General features: G+C 61.8%; 15 protein-coding genes and 2 riboswitches. Of the genes, 12 read left to right on the top strand and 3 right to left on the bottom strand.

Features of this window, described 5'->3' with window-relative positions; genetic code table 11:
* Positions 1–98 precede the first annotated feature (98 nt).
* Positions 99–314, bottom strand: a riboswitch (cobalamin riboswitch).
* Between the two features lie 248 nt (positions 315–562).
* Positions 563–781, top strand: a riboswitch (cobalamin riboswitch).
* Positions 782–891: 110 nt separating this feature from the next.
* The 3 genes from AC1RKJ_RS21655 to AC1RKJ_RS21645 all read left to right on the top strand — a co-directional run bounded on the left by AC1RKJ_RS21655 (position 892) and on the right by AC1RKJ_RS21645 (position 7357).
* A complete protein-coding gene (locus tag AC1RKJ_RS21655; RefSeq protein WP_492793182.1) occupies positions 892–3813 on the top strand; it encodes a ribonucleoside-diphosphate reductase subunit alpha in 2922 nt (973 codons plus the stop codon).
* 161 nt (positions 3814–3974) lie between these two features.
* Entirely contained in the window at positions 3975–5108 is a 1134-nt protein-coding gene (locus tag AC1RKJ_RS21650) for a ribonucleotide-diphosphate reductase subunit beta (RefSeq protein ID WP_492793181.1), read from the top strand.
* A gap of 203 nt (positions 5109–5311) precedes the next feature.
* Entirely contained in the window at positions 5312–7357 is a 2046-nt protein-coding gene (locus AC1RKJ_RS21645; protein ID WP_492793180.1) for a methyl-accepting chemotaxis protein, read from the top strand.
* Positions 7358–7538: 181 nt separating this feature from the next.
* On the opposite strand, the gene AC1RKJ_RS21640 is transcribed toward AC1RKJ_RS21645, so the two are convergent.
* On the bottom strand, positions 7539–8072 hold the full coding sequence (locus AC1RKJ_RS21640; RefSeq protein ID WP_492793179.1) for a MarR family winged helix-turn-helix transcriptional regulator: 534 nt from the start codon (positions 8070–8072) through the stop codon (positions 7539–7541).
* Between the two features lie 65 nt (positions 8073–8137).
* Here AC1RKJ_RS21640 and AC1RKJ_RS21635 point away from each other — a divergent pair, with 65 nt between their 5' ends.
* The 6 genes from AC1RKJ_RS21635 to fahA are packed head-to-tail and all read left to right on the top strand — an operon-like array spanning position 8138 to position 14243.
* A complete protein-coding gene (locus AC1RKJ_RS21635; protein ID WP_492793178.1) occupies positions 8138–9772 on the top strand; it encodes an FAD-dependent oxidoreductase in 1635 nt (544 codons plus the stop codon).
* On the top strand, positions 9769–10002 hold the full coding sequence (locus tag AC1RKJ_RS21630) for a DUF2783 domain-containing protein (protein ID WP_492793177.1): 234 nt from the start codon (positions 9769–9771) through the stop codon (positions 10000–10002). Before AC1RKJ_RS21635 ends, AC1RKJ_RS21630 begins: the two co-directional genes overlap by 4 nt.
* Entirely contained in the window at positions 9999–10955 is a 957-nt protein-coding gene (locus AC1RKJ_RS21625; RefSeq protein WP_492793176.1) for an MBL fold metallo-hydrolase, read from the top strand. Before AC1RKJ_RS21630 ends, AC1RKJ_RS21625 begins: the two co-directional genes overlap by 4 nt.
* A gap of 4 nt (positions 10956–10959) precedes the next feature.
* A complete protein-coding gene (gene hmgA / locus AC1RKJ_RS21620; protein WP_492793175.1) occupies positions 10960–12306 on the top strand; it encodes a homogentisate 1,2-dioxygenase in 1347 nt (448 codons plus the stop codon).
* Positions 12307–12316: 10 nt separating this feature from the next.
* The gene (gene maiA / locus AC1RKJ_RS21615; RefSeq protein ID WP_492793174.1) at positions 12317–12955 is read left to right on the top strand and encodes a maleylacetoacetate isomerase; all 639 of its coding nucleotides are present in this window, start codon (positions 12317–12319) and stop codon (positions 12953–12955) included.
* 16 nt (positions 12956–12971) lie between these two features.
* Entirely contained in the window at positions 12972–14243 is a 1272-nt protein-coding gene (gene fahA / locus AC1RKJ_RS21610; RefSeq protein ID WP_492793173.1) for a fumarylacetoacetase, read from the top strand.
* Here the strand turns inward: fahA and AC1RKJ_RS21605 are convergent.
* Positions 14240–14716 carry an Lrp/AsnC family transcriptional regulator gene (locus tag AC1RKJ_RS21605; RefSeq protein WP_492793172.1) on the bottom strand — a complete coding sequence of 159 codons (477 nt, stop codon included), beginning with the start codon at positions 14714–14716 and terminating at the stop codon, positions 14240–14242. The genes fahA and AC1RKJ_RS21605 overlap by 4 nt on opposite strands.
* A 139-nt stretch (positions 14717–14855) precedes the next feature.
* On the opposite strand from AC1RKJ_RS21605, the gene hppD reads away from it, so the two are divergent.
* Positions 14856–15980 carry a 4-hydroxyphenylpyruvate dioxygenase gene (gene hppD / locus AC1RKJ_RS21600; RefSeq protein WP_492793171.1) on the top strand — a complete coding sequence of 375 codons (1125 nt, stop codon included), beginning with the start codon at positions 14856–14858 and terminating at the stop codon, positions 15978–15980.
* A gap of 6 nt (positions 15981–15986) precedes the next feature.
* On the opposite strand, the gene AC1RKJ_RS21595 is transcribed toward hppD, so the two are convergent.
* Positions 15987–16856 (bottom strand): DMT family transporter, encoded by an 870-nt coding sequence (locus AC1RKJ_RS21595; RefSeq protein WP_492793258.1) that lies wholly within the window; start codon positions 16854–16856, stop codon positions 15987–15989.
* 228 nt (positions 16857–17084) lie between these two features.
* On the opposite strand from AC1RKJ_RS21595, the gene AC1RKJ_RS21590 reads away from it, so the two are divergent.
* Complete coding sequence (locus AC1RKJ_RS21590; RefSeq protein ID WP_492793256.1) at positions 17085–18215, top strand: M20/M25/M40 family metallo-hydrolase; 1131 nt, start codon at positions 17085–17087, stop codon at positions 18213–18215.
* Positions 18216–18303: 88 nt separating this feature from the next.
* Entirely contained in the window at positions 18304–19473 is a 1170-nt protein-coding gene (locus tag AC1RKJ_RS21585) for a M20 aminoacylase family protein (protein ID WP_492793170.1), read from the top strand.
* Positions 19474–19478 lie beyond the last annotated feature (5 nt).

Raw genomic sequence — 19478 nt, 5'->3', positions numbered from 1 at the left:
GGAAACCCCGTGATGTTGGAGCAGGGCCGGACATGCGCGAACAACAGAGACGGCGGGGCCGTCCTCTCGCAAGCGACACACCGGGGCACCCCGCCCGTGGACGTAATGTGATCGTGGCAGGTCTCCTGGCTCACGGGTCGCCGCTTTAAGTCCTGCCTTCCCGAAGCTTTCGCCTCAGTGGCATGGATGGACAAAGCTCACCGTTTACAGTTGCGGGGGCAGCTTCGGAATTGCGGGACCGTCAGGCCCCGCGCACCGCATTCCCTCTTGGCTCCGGATCACCGATCCGCAGAACCGCGATGCTCTCGTTATGAGAAGCGGGCGGCGTCAGGTCAAAAGGAAAGCTTCCCACTGGACCGCTCCCGGACGTCGCCCCAACTAGAGTGGGCAGAATCATCCTGAGAGAGTTCTCTAGTAATTCGCCGGAGAGCAGTCGGCCGCACGGCGTATCGACGACTGGTCAAAATTTTTTTTCGAGAGTTTTCCCGTTTGTTTGATGTTGTTTCTCGTCCTGTCCCCGTTTTCCACGATCACTGCCGCTTGACAGTGTAGCCTGGCGGATACCAGATGTAGACGTCGAGGTTCCGCAAAGCCGCAAGGCCTAGCGGTGAAAATGGGAAGCCGGTGAGCTGCATCCAGTGCAGCAATTCCGGCGCTGCCCCCGCAACTGTAAGCAGTGAGTTGAGTCCGACCTAAGTCACTGATGCCTGATCCGCATCGGGAAGACCGGACTCAGCGCCGACCTGCGAGCCAGGAGACCTGCCGCGACACCAAAAGAACGTCCACGGGCGGGGTGTCCGGCGGTCGCGTGCTTCGGTGCGTTCGCGCGCCGCGACGACGCGCCTTTCGGCCCCAGCCCCCAGAAAATTGCAACATGCACGGGGTCTGCCGATGTCACTCTCGATCGAACGCGAAGCCGCTAAATCCGCTCCTCTCATTCAGTTGCGTTCCGAGTCGCTGGCCATCCCTGCAAATGAGCCGCCGTTGCAGGTCATCCGCCGCAACGGCACCGTGTCGCCGTTCGACGCGGGCAAGATTTCCATTGCGATGACCAAGGCGTTCCTCGCGGTGGAAGGGAACACGGCCGCTGCTTCGCGCCGCGTCCATGAAGTCATCGAGCAACTGACGAACGAGGTGGTGAGCGCGCTGACCCGCCGGATCGGCGAGGGGCGCACCTTCCACATCGAAGACGTGCAGGATCAGGTCGAACTCGCGCTGATGCGCAGCGAACACCACAAGGTCGCGCGGGCCTATGTGCTCTACCGCGACGAACGCCAGCGCCAGCGCGCCGAAGAGGCCGCCGCCAAGCCGGTCAAGACATCGTCCGAGCCGCAGTTGCATGTCACGCTGGGCAACGGCACGCGCGTGCCGCTCGATGTCGACCGCCTGACGCTGATCATTCAGGAGGCCTGCGCCGATCTCGACGGTGTCGATTTCGGCCCCGTTCTCACCGAGACCCGCCGCAATCTCTACGACGGCATCAGCCAGGACGAACTCGCGCTCGCGGGCATCATGGCCGCGCGCACGCTGGTGGAGCAGGAGCCGAATTACGCCTATGTCAGCGCGCGGCTGCTGCTCGACAAGCTGCGCACCGAGGTGCTGTCGTTTGTCCACGCCGCGCAGATCAACGCCACACAGGCCGACATGACCGCGCGCTACCCGGAGTATTTTCCGGCTTACATCAAAGCAGGGATCGAAGCTGAATTGCTCGATCCGGAATTGGCGCGCTATGACCTGAAGCGGATCGCGGCGGCTTTGAAGCCGGAGCGGGACCTGTCGTTCCAGTTCCTCGGCTTGCAGACGTTGTATGACCGCTACTTCCTGCATAACGACGGCAACCGCATAGAACTGCCGCAGGCGTTCTTCATGCGCGTCGCGATGGGTCTCGCCATTCGCGAGATCGATCGCGAGGCCCGCGCCATCGAGTTCTACAACCTGCTGTCGTCGTTCGATTTCATGGCCTCGACGCCGACGTTGTTCAATTCCGGCACGCTGCGGCCGCAATTGTCATCCTGCTTCCTCACCACGGTGGCGGACGATCTCGATGGCATCTTCAAGTCGGTGAAGGACAATGCGCTGCTGGCGAAATATTCCGGCGGTCTCGGCAACGACTGGACCCGCGTGCGCGGCCTCGGCGCGCACATCAAGGGCACCAACGGCGAAAGCCAGGGCGTGGTGCCGTTCCTCAAGGTCGCCAACGACACTGCGATTGCGGTCAATCAGGGTGGCAAACGCAAGGGCGCGGTCTGCGCTTATCTCGAAACGTGGCATGTCGATATCGAGGAATTTCTCGACCTGCGCAAGAATACCGGCGACGACCGCCGCCGCACCCATGACATGAACACCGCGAACTGGGTGCCGGACCTGTTCATGCAGCGCGTCGAAGCCGACGGCGAATGGACGCTGTTCTCGCCGGACGAGACGCCGGATCTGCACGACCTTTATGGCAAGGCCTTTGCCGAGCGTTATGCGTTCTATGAAGCGAAGGCCGCGCGCGGCGAAATGCGCGTGTTCAAGACGCTGCGCGCCACCGACCTGTGGCGGCGTATGCTGACCATGCTGTTCGAGACCGGACATCCGTGGATTACGTTCAAGGACCCATGCAACCTGCGCTCGCCGCAGCAGCATGTCGGCGTCATCCATTCGTCGAACCTCTGCACCGAGATCACGCTCAATACGTCGGACGACGAAGTCGCCGTGTGCAATCTCGGCTCGGTGAACCTGCTCAACCATGTGGGTGAGGGCGGCATCGATCATGCGCGGCTGAAGCGGACGATTTCGACCGCGATGCGGATGCTCGATAACGTCATCGACATCAATTTCTACACCATTCCGGAAGCGCGCCGCTCGAACCTCAAGCATCGCCCGGTCGGCCTCGGCCTGATGGGCTTTCAGGATGCGCTTCACGCATTGCGAATTCCTTTTGCCTCGGATCAAGCGGTGGCCTTCGCCGATACCAGTATGGAAGCGATCTCCTTTCATGCCATCTCGGCATCCGTCGATCTGGCCGCGGAGCGCGGAAGCTATCCGTCGTTCAGCGGCTCGTTGTGGAGCAAAGGCATCCTGCCGCTCGACTCGATTGAGATTCTGGCGGATGCGCGGGGTGGTCTGGAGATGGATCGCGGCTCAACGATGGATTGGGCTGCATTGCGCGAGCGGGTGCAATCCACCGGTATGCGCAACTCAAACGTGATGGCGATCGCGCCGACGGCGACGATTTCCAACATCTGCGGCGTGGCGCAGTCGATCGAGCCCGCCTACCAGAACCTCTACGTCAAATCGAACATGTCGGGCGACTTCACCGAGGTGAACGAATTTCTGGTCCGCGACCTGAAGACGCGCGGGTTGTGGGACGAGGTAATGGTGTCCGACCTGAAGTACTTCGACGGCAGCGTCGGCTCCATCGATCGCGTGCCCGACGATCTCAAGTTGCTCTATGCAACGGCGTTCGAGATCGACAGCGCATGGCTCATCGAAGCTGCGGCACGTCGGCAGAAGTGGATCGATCAGGCGCAGTCGCTCAACCTCTACATCGCCAATCCGTCGGGCAAGAAGCTCGATCAGCTGTATCGGCTGGCATGGGCGCGCGGCCTGAAGACGACCTATTACCTGCGTTCGCGTAGCGCGACCCATGTGGAGAAATCCACGCTGAAGGGGACCGACGGCAAGCTCAATTCGGTTTCGTCGTCGTCGTCGCTTGCTGCCATGCCGGTGAACAAGCCCATCGTGGTGCCGCAAGCATCGACCGCGCCGGATCTGTCCGATGCAGTGGCGTGCTCGATCGACAATCCGGACTGCGAGGCGTGCCAGTGAGTTTTTCACCTCGCCCCGCGATTGCGGGGAGAGGTCGACGCGCGAAGCGCGGCGGGTGAGGGGCGTTCCCGTATCGCCGATTTGCCCCTCACCCCAACCCTCTCCCCGTAAAAACGGGGAGAGGGAGCCGCCCCATTTCAATGAAGACTAGGAACACATCCATGCTCGACTGGTCCGAAACCACACCGAACAAAGCCATCAACACGCTTCCGCCCATCCTGACCGGCCAACCTGCCGCGACCGACCAAACCGGGCTCGGCACCATCGACCGCAAGGGCGGCCGTGTGTCGGTGGACGACAAGGCGATGATCAACTGCCGCGCCGACGTCAATCAGCTTCTGCCTTTGAAATACAAATGGGCTTGGGAGAAGTATCTCGCCGGCTGCAACAATCACTGGATGCCGACCGAAGTCTCGATGCAGGCCGACATCGCGCTGTGGAAGTCGCGCGACGGCCTCACCGAGGACGAGCGCCGCGCCATCAAGCGCAACCTCGGCTTCTTCGCGGCGTCCGAAAGCCTCGTCGCCAACAACATCGTGCTCGCGATCTATCGCCACCTGACCAATCCCGAATGCCGCCAGTATCTGCTGCGGCAGGCGTTCGAGGAGGCGGTGCATACCCACACCTTCCAGTACATCGTCGAAAGCCTCGGGTTGGACGAGGGCGAGCTGTTCAACATGTACCGCGAGGTGCCGTCGATCACCGACAAGGCGGCATGGGCGCTCAGGCATACGCAAAATCTCGAGAACCCGGACTTCAAGACCGGCACGCCTGAGGCGGATCAGTCGTTCCTGCGCGATCTCGTGGCGTTCTATGTGATCTTTGAAGGCATGTGGTTCTATACGGGCTTCGCGCAGATCCTGTCGCTCGGCCGCCGCAACAAGATGGTCGGCATCGCCGAGCAGTACCAGTACATCCTGCGCGACGAATCCATTCACCTGAATTTCGGCATCGATGTCATCAACCAGATCAAGATGGAAAATCCGCATCTGTGGACGCGCGAATTCCAGGACGAGGTGCGTGGCATGATCCGGGACGCCGCAGAGCTTGAGGCGGCTTACAGCAGGGACACCATGCCGCGCGGCTTTCTGGGTTTGAACGCGGCGCTCTGCGAGCAGTACATGCACTTCATCGCCAACCGGCGCTGCGCGCAGCTCGGGCTCACCCGCGTGTTCAATGAGACGGAAAATCCGTTCCCGTGGATGTCGGAAGCCATGGACCTGAAGAAGGAGAAGAACTTCTTCGAGACCCGCGTGATCGAGTACCAGAACGGCGGCGCGCTGAGCTGGGAATAATTCGTTAACTTCTGCCGCGGGCGGACGCCGGCGCCAGACTCAAATACCGCCGAACTGCTGACATTCGCGACAAATGCCTGCTTTGCAGGCGCTTTTCGCGGCGGCAGGGTATGAATTTACGGCGCGTTATCCAATTTCTTTTACCTTGAAGCTTCTGCGGGCGGGCTGCCCGCTGGTTTTGCGTGCAATGGCTGGGGGTGGGAATGGCTTGGTTCAGGGGCGCGGCGAAGCAGAAGGCAAAGTCCAGCTTCTTTTCAAATCTACGATTCCGAACCAAGATCATGCTTGGCTTCGTGACTGTGCTGAGCGTTTCGGCGATCAACATGGGCGTTGCCTATTTCGGGTTCGAGCGCATTGCCGCCGGCGTGCTGTCGTATCAGGGAATCGTGGCCGAAACCGACAGCGCGCGTGACATCGATCGCGAGCTTGCGGCCTATCAGCTCCTCGCCCGCTATTACGTGATGAGCGGTAATGAGGCCGATGAAGCGGCGGCAAAAGCCGCGGAGACGGCCCTCGGCAGCGCCATCGAGCGCGCCACGCGCGTCGCCACCTCCGGAAGCCGCAAGAGCGTTCTCAGCCTTTCGGTCAGCTATAACGAGTTTGCATCTGTCTTCGCGGAAACCGTTGCGCTCAAGACGGAAAACGCGAGCATCGCCGCGAACCAGTTGCTCCGGATAGGCAACGTCATCCGTTACAAGTTCGAGGACCTTGCCGACACCGCGATTCTGGCCGGTTTTGCTTCGTTTCAGAACGCCGCGAAAGAACTCGCGCCGCAGGCCGCCGCCATCACGGCGAACATCAGCAACTATGTCGTCAGGCCGGAGAAGTCCGTTGCCGGGAGCGTGAAGGCCCGCATGCAGCTTCTCAAGAACGGCATGTCGTCGCTCCAGTCGGATGACCCGAAACTGCTGCTGAAGATCAAGGAACTCACTCAGGAACTTGAGAACTATCAGGCTTCATTTGCGAAGTTCGTCGAGAACACGGGGCAAATCGATGCGCTGTCCGCCAAGATGAACGATGCGGCCGGGGCAGTGACGGGCGAAGCGAAAACCATCAAGGATGGCTTGCTGGTTCGGCAGAACCGCATGGCAAAGGAATCCGCCGCAGAGGCGCACAAGACAGGGACCTTCGTGACGATTCTCGGCGCCGGCGGCATTGCGTTCGGCGTCATTCTGGCATGGCTGCTGGGGCGCGGTATTTCCAGGCCGATGGTCGGCATGTGCAAGGCGATGCGTGAACTCGCCGGCGGCAACTTCGATGTCGTTCTGCCTGGCCTCGGTCAGAAGGACGAGATCGGCGAGATGGCCAGCGCGGTCGAGGAGTTCAAGATGCGGGCCGTTGTCAAGGCGCAGGAAGATGCCGCCGAACGCGAGACGCAGAGCAAATCGGCGAGCGAAGCGCGCAGCGCGGAACTGCATCGTTTTGCCGACAATTTTGAAACCGCCGTCGGGGTCATCGTCTCGAGCGTGTCGGCCTCGGCCAGTCAGCTTGAATCCTCCGCCACCACGCTGAGCCGAACGGTCGGCGCGGCGCAGGAGCTTTCGGGCAAGGTCGCCAGCGCCTCCGAAGAGGCATCGTCCAACGTCCAGTCCGTTGCCGCCGCGACCGAAGAACTCTCGGCGTCCGTCAACGAAATCGGCCGGCAGGTTCAGGAGTCGAGCCGCATCGCAGCCGCCGCAGTCTCGCAGGCCGAGGCGACCGATGCGCGCATCAACAAGCTGTCGATGGCCGCGCAGCAGATCGGCGACGTGGTCAAGCTGATCACCGCCATCGCCGAGCAGACCAACCTGCTGGCGCTGAACGCCACCATCGAAGCGGCGCGGGCCGGAGAAGCGGGGCGCGGCTTTGCCGTGGTCGCATCCGAGGTGAAATCGCTGGCCAGCCAGACGGCGAAGGCGACCGACGAGATTTCGTCGCACATTGCCGGAATGCAGGAAGCGACGCAGGAATCGGTTTTCGCGATCAAGGAAATCGGCCAGACCATCGGCCAGATCTCGCGGATCGCCGGCAACATCGCGGCCGCCATCGAGCAGCAGAGCACGGCGACGACCGAGATCGCCCGCAACGTGCAAAGCGCGGCCAGCGGCACCCATGAGATCGCGGAAAGCATTTCCGAGGTTAACCGGGGCGCCAGCGAATCCGGCATTGCGTCCGGCGAGGTTCTGAATTCGGCGCAGACGCTTGCGGTCGAAAGCACCCGGCTTCGTCAGGAACTCGACCGCTTCATGGAGAACATCCGGGCGGCGTGATTTTTTGCTTTACCTCTCCCCGTTCTTACGGGGAGAGGTCGGATTGCATTGCAATCCGGGTGAGGGGCCTGTCCGGTCAGCTATTAGTGAAGTGCGCCCCTCACCCCGACCCTCTCCCCGTAAGAACGGGGCGAGGGAGCAGATCGTGTCAATCACGTCATTCAGGTCGGCGACAGAAAGTCTAATACGCATCCTTCTTCGCGCGCGCGTCTGTGGTGCTCTGAATCAGATCGAGCCGCTTTTCGATCTTGCCGAGCACCTGCGCGAATTCCTTGCGCTCCGTGGCCGTGAGGCATGACAGGATGTCCTGTTCCTTGTCGAGCAGGCGCGGGATCAGCTCTTCATAAAGCGCGCGGCCCCTGCGCGTAAGCTGCAACGCCAGCTCGCGCCTGTCGTCCTCGTTCTCCACCCGTTCGATCACCTGCTGTTTCAGCAAATGCGCGACCGCCCGGCTGATGGTCGATTTGTGCGTTCGCGTGCAGTAGGCGATGTATTGCGCGGTGCAGGCGTCGTCACGGAAGCCGAGCGTGGCCAGAACCCGCCATTCCGGAATATCAAGGCCATATCGCTCCCGGTACTCGCTGGCGAGTTCCGCGCTGACTTCCGCCGCCAGCCGGTTCAGCCGGAACGGCATGAATTTGAAGAGATCGAGCTTGGTCAAGGCAGATGTCCGATTGGGGCGGGATGGCTCATTGGTTGCAGTTGCAACGATCATAGCGATGGTCTATCCTCTTGGCCAGAGCTTCGTTTCAAGAAGCCGGTCAGAACAGGGTTTGAGACGTGCCGCAACCTCCCGTCACACAATTCGGCTATCGCCGCCATTCCGATCAGGACCGGGCGGCCGGGAATGCCGCGCGCCATCCGGTGGTGGTGGTCGGCGCCGGCCCGGTCGGGCTGACGCTGGCGATTGATCTGGCGCAGCGCGGACATCCGGTTGTCGTGCTGGACGATGCCGACCGGATCGGCGACGGCTCGCGCGCGATCTGTTTCTCGAAGCGCTCGCTCGAATTGTGGGACCGGCTCGGAGTCGGCGAGCGGATGGTGGAGAAGGGCGTCGTCTGGAAGGTCGGCAAGATCTTTCTCCAGGATGATCTGGTCTACCAGTTCGATCTGCTGCCGGAGGACGGCCACAAGATGCCGGCCTTCATCAATCTCCAGCAGTATTACGCGGAAGCCTTTCTGGTCGATCGCATCCGGGACTTGCCGCAGGTCGATCTGCGCTGGCGCAACAAGGTCGTCGGGCTGGAACAGCGCAACGATCACGTCGTTCTCGCCATCGATACGCCGGACGGGCGCTATCACCTGAAAGTCGATTTCGTGGTCGCGTGCGATGGCGCGCGCTCGGCGCTGCGCGGCTTTGTCGGCGCGGAATTCTCCGGCGAGATGTTCGAGGACCAGTTCCTGATCGCGGACGTCAAGATGACCGCCGAATTTCCCACCGAGCGCTGGTTCTGGTTCGATCCACCGTTTCACGCGGGCCAGTCCGCGCTGCTGCATCGCCAGCCCGACGATGTCTGGCGCATTGATCTGCAACTCGGACCCGATGCCGATCCCGCCATCGAGCGGCTGCCGCAGAACGTGCGGCCGCGGATCGAACGAATGCTGGGTCATGCCAAGTTCGATTTTGAATGGATTTCGGTTTACAAGTTCCAGTGCCGCCGCATGGATCGCTTTGTGCATGAGCGCGTGATTTTCGCGGGCGACTCCGCGCATCAGGTCTCGCCGTTCGGCGCGCGCGGCGCGAACTCGGGGTTAGAGGACGCGGAAAACGTCGCCTGGAAGCTCTCCATGATCCTGCGCGGCGACGCGCCGGTCGCGCTGCTCGACAGCTACGAGATCGAACGCAGCGCTGCTGCCGACGAGAACATCCGCGCCTCGACCCGCTCGACCGACTTCATCGCGCCGCATTCCAGACAGGAACGCCGGATGCGTCAGGCGGTGCTGAGGCTGGCGAAGGACACAGAATTTGCCAAGCGCATGGTCAATGGCGGGCGGCTCTCGACGCCGTCGGTTTATGACTCGCCGCTGTCGACGCCCGATGCGGATGTCTGGGCCGCGGGGCCGCGTCCGGGCGCGCAGATGATCGACGCGCCATTGGCAAGGGCGACCGGAGAACCGATCCATCTAACCGAGGCGAGAAAATCGTTCGACGGCTTTGTTCTGCTGCGATCGGGCGATGGTGCCGACGTCGGGATTCCAGTCTGTCAATCCATCTGGATAGGCGATAGCGCACCGCTGCGCGACCCGTCGGGATTGTTCGCGAAACGCTATGATGCATCGGACGGTGCGGCCTATTTGCTGCGCCCCGATGGATATGTCGCGGCGCGCTTCAAGCGTCCGACGCGCGGTGCCGTACAGGCCGCCATCACTCGCGCCAGCGCCAGGATGGAAACAATACCGGGAGCGACGTCATGACGCTTTCGACGCAATCGAATTTTGCCGATCCGGATGCCGCCTATCGTCTGATGGTCGAGGCGCATCGCGGTCTTAGCGACGAGGACAGTGTATCGCTGGATACGGCGCTGGTTCTGATTCTCGCCAATCATATCGGGGATGCCGAGGTGTTGCGCGAAGCCATCGCGTTGGCGAAGCGGCAACTCGGTAACCCCGCAGACAAGAAGACGACGACAAAGGACAGCACATGACCGCCAAGGGTTTCGCATCGACCGGGGATATGGCCGAGAAGAAGATCACCTTCTCCGAGATCGGACCGGACATTTATGCATTCACCGCGGAAGGCGATCCCAACACAGCGGTGATCGTGGGCGATGACGGCTGCATTGTGTTCGACGCGCAGGCGACCCCGGCGATGGCGAACAGTGTGATCGAGCGGGTCAGGACCGTGACCGACAAGCCGATCAAGTATGTGGTTCTGTCGCACTATCACGCTGTGCGTGTGCTTGGGGCCTCGGCCTACAAGGCGCAGGACATCGTCGCCTCAACGGAAACCCACCGCCTGATCGCCGAGCGCGGGCAGCAGGACTGGGACTCCGAATTCGGACGCTTTCCGCGGTTGTTCCGCGACGCCGAGAGCATTCCCGGCCTGACCTGGCCGACGCTGACCTTCGAGACCGACATGACGATCTATCTCGGCAAGCGCGAGGTGAAGCTGATGCATCTCGGCGCGGGGCATACCTCCGGGGATATCGTCGCATGGGTGCCGGATGCGCAGGTGATGTGTTCCGGCGACCTGATCGAATTTCATTCGGCGTGCTATTGCGGCGACGCGCTGTTGCGCGAATGGCCGATGACGCTGAATGAAATCCGCGAATTCAATCCGAAGGCGGTCGCACCGGGCCGTGGCGATGCGCTGAAGGGTACGACGACCGTGAACGAGGCGATTGCCATGACGCGCGATTTCGTCGGTTCGCTGTATGGCGCGGCGGAACTGTCGGTGGCGAAGGGGCGCACGCTGAAGGAAACCATGACGGCGACCCGCGAGGTGATGGACCCGAAGTTTTCCAGCTTCGCCATTTATGAGCATTGCCTGCCGTTCAATGTCTCGCGCGCCTTCGACGAGGCGTCGGGGATCGACGATCCCGTGATCTGGACAGACAAGCGCGATCGCGACATGTGGGCTGCTCTGCAAGGAGGATAGGACCATGAACGTCAACACCGCTCCTGGCGCCGTCAACCGCAACAGCGTCAACGTGACGCCGGGCTACATGTCCGGCTTCGGCAACAGCTTCGAGACCGAGGCCTTGCCCGGCGCGCTGCCCATCGGGCGCAACTCGCCGCAGCGCTGCGCTTACGGGCTTTATGCCGAGCAATTATCGGGTTCGCCGTTCACCGCGCCGCGCGGCAGCAATGAGCGTTCGTGGCTGTATCGCATCCGTCCGTCGGTGAAACATTCCGGCCGTTTCGCGAAGGCCGATGCGAAATACTGGCGCACCGCGCCGTGCGCCGAACACGACATGCCCATCGCGCAACTGCGCTGGGACCCGTTGCCGATGCCGAAGGGCGACCAGACCTTCCTGCAAGGCGTCATCACCATGACAACGGCAGGCGACGCGAACACGCAGGCCGGGATGGCGGCACACATCTATCTCATCACCAAGTCGATGGTGGATCAGCATTTCTACAATGCCGACGGCGAACTGATGTTCGTTCCGCAGGACGGCAATCTCCGCCTTGTCACCGAATTCGGCCTCATCGATATCGAGCCCGGCGAGATCGCCGTGATCCCGCGCGGCGTGAAATTCCGTGTGGAGATTCCGAGAGGTCCGGCGCGGGGCTATCTTTGCGAGAATTACGGCGGCGCGTTCACGCTGCCGGAGCGCGGACCGATCGGCGCGAACTGCCTCGCCAACTCGCGCGATTTCCTGACGCCGGTTGCGTCCTATGAGGACAAGGAAACGCCGACAGAGCTTTACGTGAAGTGGGGCGGCTCGCTGTTCGTGACCAAACTGCCGCATTCGCCCATCGACGTGGTGGCGTGGCACGGCAACTATGCGCCGTATAAATATGACCTGCGGACATTCTCGCCCATCGGCGCCATCGGCTTCGATCATCCCGACCCGTCGATCTTCACGGTGCTGACGTCGCCATCGGAAACTGCGGGCACCGCGAACATCGATTTCGTGATTTTCCCCGAGCGCTGGGCGGTGGCGGAAAACACCTTCCGTCCGCCGTGGTATCACATGAACATCATGTCGGAGTTTATGGGCCTCATTTACGGCGTGTACGACGCCAAGCCGCAGGGCTTCGTGCCGGGCGGCATCAGCCTGCACAACATGATGTTGCCGCATGGCCCGGATCGCGAAGCATTCGACCACGCCAGCAACGGCGAACTGAAGCCCGTCAAGCTGACCGGCACCATGGCCTTCATGTTCGAGACGCGCTATCCGCAGCGCGTGACCGAGTATGCGGCGACCACCAGCGCGTTGCAGGATGATTATGCCGACTGCTGGCAAGGGTTGGAGCGCCGCTTCGATCCGTCCAAGCCTTGAATGGTTTTGCATGAGTGATGCTGTCCTTTACGGTTACTTCCGCTCGACCGCGGCCTATCGCGTGCGCATCGCGCTCAATCTCAAGGGGCTGAGCGCGGACCATCATTTCGTGCATTTGCGCAAGGGCGAGCAGACGCAGCCGGCTTACCGCAAGATCAATCCGGCGGGGCTGGTGCCGTACTGGATCGACGACGATCTCGAACTCGCACAATCGCTGGCGATCATCGAGTATCTCGACGAGACGCATCCCGAGCCGCCGTTGCTGCCGCCGGACGCGAAGAGGCGGGCGATTGCGCGCGAGATCGCGCTGGTCGCGGTCAGCGACATTCATCCGATTGGAAATCTGCGCGTGCTGAATAAACTGATCGAAATGGGCGTCGATGAGCCGACGCGTGCGGCGTGGTCGAAGCACTGGATCGAAGCCGGCTTTGACGCAATCGAGGCGCGGCTGGCCCATCTGCCGGGCCCGTTTGCACTCGGTGACAAACCGACGCTGGCGGATATCTGCATTGTCCCGCAGGTGTTCAACGCGCGGCGTTTCGGGGTCGATCTCACGCCGTACAAGCGTATCGTGGCCCTCGATGCTGCCGCAGCAAAAATCGAAGCTTTCGCCGCCGCCGAGCCCGGCCGCCAGCCCGACGCCGAATAACCAACGGATGGACACGATGCACCCGAACGATCCGAGGCTGCGCTCTTTCATCGACGTCGATGCGTCGTCGGATTTTCCGATCCAGAATTTGCCTTATGGCGTGTTCTTCACCCCCGAGCAGCCGGACCTGCGCGTGGGTGTGGCCATCGGCGATTTCGTTCTCGATCTGGCGGCGCTGGAAGCGGCGGGATTAATCCGTTTCGAGGATGCCACAGCTGTCTTCGCGAAGCCCTCGCTGAATACCTTCATGGCTCTGGGACCGAAGGTGTGGACGAAGACCCGCGCACGCATCAGTGAGTTGTTGCGGCACGATCATCCTGAGCTACGCGACAACGCTGAACTAAGGAGGCGTGTCCTGATTCCGCGGAACTTCGCGGATATGCACATGCCGATTGAGGTCCAAGGCTTCACCGATTTCTATTCGTCGAAGGAACACGCGACCAATGTCGGCATCATGTTCCGCGGCAAGGACAACGCCTTGATGCCGAACTGGCTGTCGATTCCCATCGGCTACAATGGCCGTGCATCGACCGTCGTGGTCAGCGGCACGCCGATCCGCCGTCCGCGCGGACAACTCAAGCCGCCGACTGCGGATCTGCCGACATTCGGTCCGTGCAAGCGGCTGGATTTCGAACTGGAGATGGGCGTCGTGATTGGGCAGGCGTCCGCGATGGGCGAGATGCTGACCGAGCAGCAGGCCGAGGAGATGATCTTCGGCTTCACGCTCCTGAACGACTGGAGCGCGCGCGACATTCAGGCGTGGGAGTACGTGCCACTCGGGCCGTTTCAGGCGAAAGCGTTTGGCACTTCAATCAGCCCGTGGATCGTGACGCGCGAGGCGCTGGAGCCGTTTCTGGTCAGCGGTCCGGCGCAGGACCCGAAGCCGCTGTCCTATCTGCAGCAGGCCAAGCCGCAGAACTACGATGTTCAGCTCGCGGTCGATCTGCGCACGGAGAAAATGAACAAGCCGGCCGGCATCAGCCGCACGAATTTCAAGTACATGTACTGGTCGTCGGTGCAGCAGCTTGTGCATCATGCATCCAGCGGCTGCGCGATGAATGTCGGCGATCTGCTTGGCTCCGGCACCATCAGCGGTCCCGAGAAGGGCGAGCGCGGCAGCATGCTGGAGTTGAGTTGGGGCGGCGCCGAGCCGATGACGCTCGAGAGCGGCGAGCAGCGCGCATTTCTCGAGGACGGCGACTCGCTCACCATGCGCGGCTGGTGCCAGGGCGATGGCTACCGCATCGGCTTCGGCGAGGTCGAAGGCACTATCCTGCCGTCGGTCTAACTCGCGAGCCTCCGCAGCGGCAGCTTGCGTGTCGTTTTCAACCGGTCGAGCACGATGGACGAGCGCACGTGCGCCACGCTGTCATGCGGCATCAGGACATTGTTGACGATGTCCGACAGACTCTTGAGATCGCTCAGCACCACCTTCAGCAGATAATCCGCATCGCCGGTCAGCGAATATGCTTCCTGGATGTCGTCGACCCGCCGCATCAGGTCGCGAAAGCGTTTGGCGTTGTTGGGGGAGTGCGTCGCCAGCGTGATCTGGATGAACGCCAGCACGTTGAACCCAAGCGCCTCGCTGGCGAGGTCGGCGTGATAGCCTGCGATGATCTTCTCGTCTTCCAGCCGCGTGCGGCGGCGCGAGCATTGCGAGGCCGAGAGACCGGCGAGATCGGCCAGTTGCTGGTTGGTCAGGCGGCCATCGTCCTGGAGCGCGGCAAGGATTTTGAGGTCAAAACCGTCGAGCGAAATCATGCGTAAAATCTCTCTTTCATGCACAAAGTATGCGTCATTATGGCATTTCTAGCCTGATTTTGCACGTACATTGCGTCAAAAGCGGCGCACGATGCTGGAAGTAGACAGCCGTCAGCCAGGCTTTTCAAGGGAGACCGTCATGGGTCCGTTTCCGCACGATGCACCGGCCGCCGTTATTTCCGCACAGAACCCCATGGGGACCGATGGCTTCGAGTTCGTCGAATATGCCCATCCCGAGCCCGAGCAGCTTCATGCCCTGTTTCGCCTGATGGGGTTTACCGCCGTCGCCAAGCACAAGACCAAGGCGATCACCGTCTATCGTCAGGGCGAGGTGAATTATCTCGTCAACGAGCAGCCCGGCACCCACGGTTTCGAGTTTGTCGCTGCGCATGGACCCTGCGCGCCGTCGATGGCGTTCCGCGTGGTCGATGCGAAGCAGGCCTATGAGCGGGCGCTGTCGCTCGGCGCGGAGCCGGCGGATGAGGTGTCCGCTCGCAAGACGATCGATGTTCCGGCGATCAAGGGCATTGGCGGCAGTCTTTTGTACTTCGTCGATCGCTATGGCGCGAAGGGGTCTGCCTATGACGCCGAGTTTGAATGGCTCGGTGCGAGGGATGCACGTCCGGACGGCGCGGGACTGTTCTATCTCGACCACCTCACTCACAACGTGCATCGCGGACGGATGGACGTCTGGACCGGCTTCTACGAGCGGCTGTTCAACTTCAAGCAGATCCGCTTCTTCGATATCGAGGGCCGGGCCTCTGGATTGTTCTCGCGCGCGCTGACCAGTCCCGACGGCAAGATCAGAATTCCGATCAACGAGGATGCGGGCGATTCCGGGCAGATCGAGGAATATCTCAATATCTACCGCGGCGAGGGCATTCAGCACATCGCCTGTGGTGTGAAGGACATCTATCGCACCATCGAAAAGCTGCGGGCAGACGGGCTGCCGTTCATGCCGCCGCCGCCGGAAACCTACTTCGAGAAAATCGACGCGCGGCTGCCGAAGCACGGCGAGGATGTCGCGCGGTTGCAGAAGAACGGCATCCTGATCGATGGCGAGGGCGTGGTGGATGGCGGCCACACCAAGGTGCTGTTGCAGATCTTCTCTGCCAACGCCATCGGGCCGATCTTCTTCGAGTTCATCCAGCGCAAGGGTGACGACGGATTCGGCGAAGGCAACTTCAAGGCGCTGTTCGAATCCATCGAGGAAGATCAGATCCGGCGCGGCGTGCTATCGGTCGACAACAAGAGCGCGGCCTGACGGACCTTACGTTGTTGCCGTGCGCGCCGAGGCCGAGCGTTTCAGGTTGAGCAGGTTTCCGGTCAGGATCAGCGCCGCGCCGATCACGGTCGCGGCGTCAAGCCGCTCGGAATAGACCAGCCAGCCGGCGGCGGCGCTCAGCGGCACCCGGAGAAAATCCATAGGCACGACGACCGTGGCATCGGCATAACGCATCGCCTGCGTCATGCAGTAGTGCGAATAGGTGCCGCAGAATGCGATCACGATGATCCACGGCCAGACGTGCGCGGACGGCCATTTCCAGGTGTAGATGGCCGGAATCAATCCGATCACGGACTGGATGACGATCATCCAGAACACAATCACCACAACCGAATCGGTGCGGGTGAGCGATTTCATCATGACGACCGAAATGCCGAAGCCGATGGCGGCCATGACCATGATGAGCTGACCGGGGCTGATCTCGGCGGCTCCGGGCTGCACGATGATGACGACGCCGACGAGTCCCAGCACGATGGCCAGGATTTTCCAGACATTCAGGCGCTCGCCGAGAAAGCTGACCGCGAGCAGGGCGGTCCAGATCGGCATCGTGAATTCGATGGCCACCACCTGCGCCAGCGGAATCAGCGTCAGCGCCAGAAACCAGCCGTACTGCGCTCCGTAATGAATGATGTTGCGGCCGATGTACTGCATCGGGCGCGCCGTCTTCATGCCGGCAAGGCCGCCGCTCATGTGAACCAGCGGATAAAGCATCAGGAGGCCGATGACCGAACGCATTTCCAGGATCTGGAAAACGTTGACCTCGCGGGCAGCCTCGCGGCCCGCGACCAGCATGATCAGCATCAGGGTAAGCCAGCCGGCCATCCAACTCGCGGCTTTCGCATTGGAGGGTGGCATCGCGACGATGGATTGCTTCACAAACGCACCTTTGCTGCAGCGCAAATCAACATCGTAAACCCCTATATTGGCGCGATCTGCTTACGCAATCTCATTTGCGCGCGCAACATCGCCAAACTCGCAGCAGGTCCCTCAAGTTTGCATTTGAATTGGCGGCTGAACCTGCAACGATCCCAGCGCGGGGCGTCTGCTTCCTCCGCTAAAAGCAAAACAAGAGGACACGCCGTGATCGATCCCGCCTCGCTGCCGTTCGATGTCGATACGATGCTGACGGGCCTGCGCCCATGGGTGGAGTGCGAGAGCCCGACATGGGATGCCGCCGCCGTCAACAGGATGCTTGCGCTCGCGGCGCGCGACATGGCGATTGCCGGTGCGTCGATCGAAACCATTGTGGGACGTCAAGGCTTTGGCGGATGCATCCGCGCGCGGTTTCCCCATCCCCGGCAGGGAGAGCCGGGCATCCTGATCGCCGGGCACATGGACACCGTTCATCCCGTCGGCACGCTGGAGAAGCTGCCGTGGCGGCGTGAAGGCAGCAAATGCTATGGCCCCGGTATTCTCGACATGAAGGGCGGCAATTACGCGTCGCTCGAGGCGATCCGGCAATTGCAGAAGGCGGCCATCGCAACGCCGCTTCCCGTGACTGTTCTCTTCACGCCCGACGAGGAGGTCGGCACACCCAGCACGCGCGATATCATCGAAGCCGAAGCCTCCCGCAATAAATATGTGCTGGTGCCGGAACCCGCGTTCAAGAATTCAGGCGTCATCACCGGGCGCTACGCGATCGCGCGGTTCAATCTGGAAGCTGCGGGAAAACCAAGCCATGCCGGCGCGACGCTCGCGGCCGGGCGTTCCGCGATCCGTGAAATGGCGCGGCAGATCATCGCCATCGACGGCATGACGGGCGAGGACTGCACGTTCAGCGTCGGCGTGGTTCATGGCGGGCAGTGGGTGAATTGCGTGGCGTCGAGTTGCCGCGGCGAAGCGCTCAGCATGGCGAAACGTCAATCCGATCTGGACCACGGCGTCGAGCGGATGCTGGCGCTGTCCGGCACGAGCAACGATGTGAGCTTTACGGTCACGCGCGGTGTGACCCGGCCGGTTTGGGAACCGGATGCCGGAACCATTGCGCTGTATGAGCAGGCGCGCGCCGTCGCGCAGAAGCTCGGTCTCAATTTGATACACGGCAGTTCGGGTGGCGGTTCCGATGGCAACTTCACGGGCGCGATGGGATTGCCGACGCTGGACGGTCTGGGTCTTCGCGGCGCCGACTATCACACGCTGAACGAGCATATCGAAGTCGATAGCCTCGTTGAGCGCGGCCGTCTGATGGCAGGGCTCTTGGCCAGTCTCGCATGAGATGCAAGGATGGGCCTCCGGTCGCGCCACGCGGCCGGGAGTGAGACGCAAGGCCGGATCAAAAATCATCAAAGCGGGATAGCAACCCATGCCGAATATCGATCGTATCGAAGGTTACGCCGACGAACTCATCGCCATCCGCCGTGACCTTCACGCGCATCCGGAAATCGGCTTCGAGGAACATCGCACATCGGGCATCGTCGCCGAGAAGCTCGCGCAGTGGGGGATCGAGGTGCATCGCGGCCTCGGCGGCACCGGCGTGATCGGCCTGTTGAAAGGCAAGGGCGGCGGCAAGAAGCGCATCGGTCTGCGCGCCGACATGGACGCATTGCCGATGGAGGAAAAGACCAATCTGCCATGGCGCTCGACGATTCCCGATCGCTTCCACGGCTGCGGTCATGACGGTCACACCACCATCCTCCTGGGCACCGCGCGCTATCTGGCCGAAACGCGCAACTTCGACGGCACGGTTGCATTCATCTTTCAACCGGCTGAGGAAGGTCTCGGCGGCGCGCGGGCCATGATCAAGGACGGCCTGTTCGAGAAGTTTCCGGTCGACGAGGTCTACGGGTTGCATAACGCGCCGCAACTGGGACCGGGGCAGGTCGCCATCGCTCCGGGTGCCTGCATGGCGAGCGCCGACTTCTTCGACATCACCATCACCGGCTATGGCAGTCACGGGGCGATGCCGGAAATGTCGCGAGATCCTGTGGTGATCGCGATGACACTTGGGCAGGCCTTGCAGACAATCGTCAGCCGCAACGTCGAGCCGACTGAAGCCGCGGTTCTTTCGATCACGCAGATTCATGCGGGCTCGGCCTACAACGTCATTCCGGGCGAGGCGAAGCTGTCCGGCACGGTGCGCACCTTCTCGGACAAGGTTCGCAAACAGATCAGCGAACGCATGCGGACCATTGCGGCCGGGATCGCCGCAGCCTATCAGGTCGAGATTGACGTGGACATTCGCGACATCTTTTCCGTGCTGATCAATCACGAGCAGCAGGCGGGATTCGTTGCGGATGTCGCGCGCGAAGTCGTCGGCGGCGACAATGTGTTGACCGTGTCCAAGCCGAAGATGGGGAGCGAGGATTTTGCCGACATGCTGCTCAAGGTGCCGGGAGCGTACTTCTGGCTGGGGCACGAAGGATCGGTGCCGCTGCACAATCCCGGGTTTGTTCTCGACGATGGAATCCTGCCGGTCGGAGCCAGTCTGTTTTCGCGGATCATCGAGACGCGGATGCCGCTCGCGGCGGGATAGCCCGG

The organism is Afipia sp. GW822-FHT04G07, from assembly GCF_058800765.1.
Note: the sequence above shows the minus strand (reverse complement) of the source record. Positions and strands in the feature narration are given on the sequence as shown.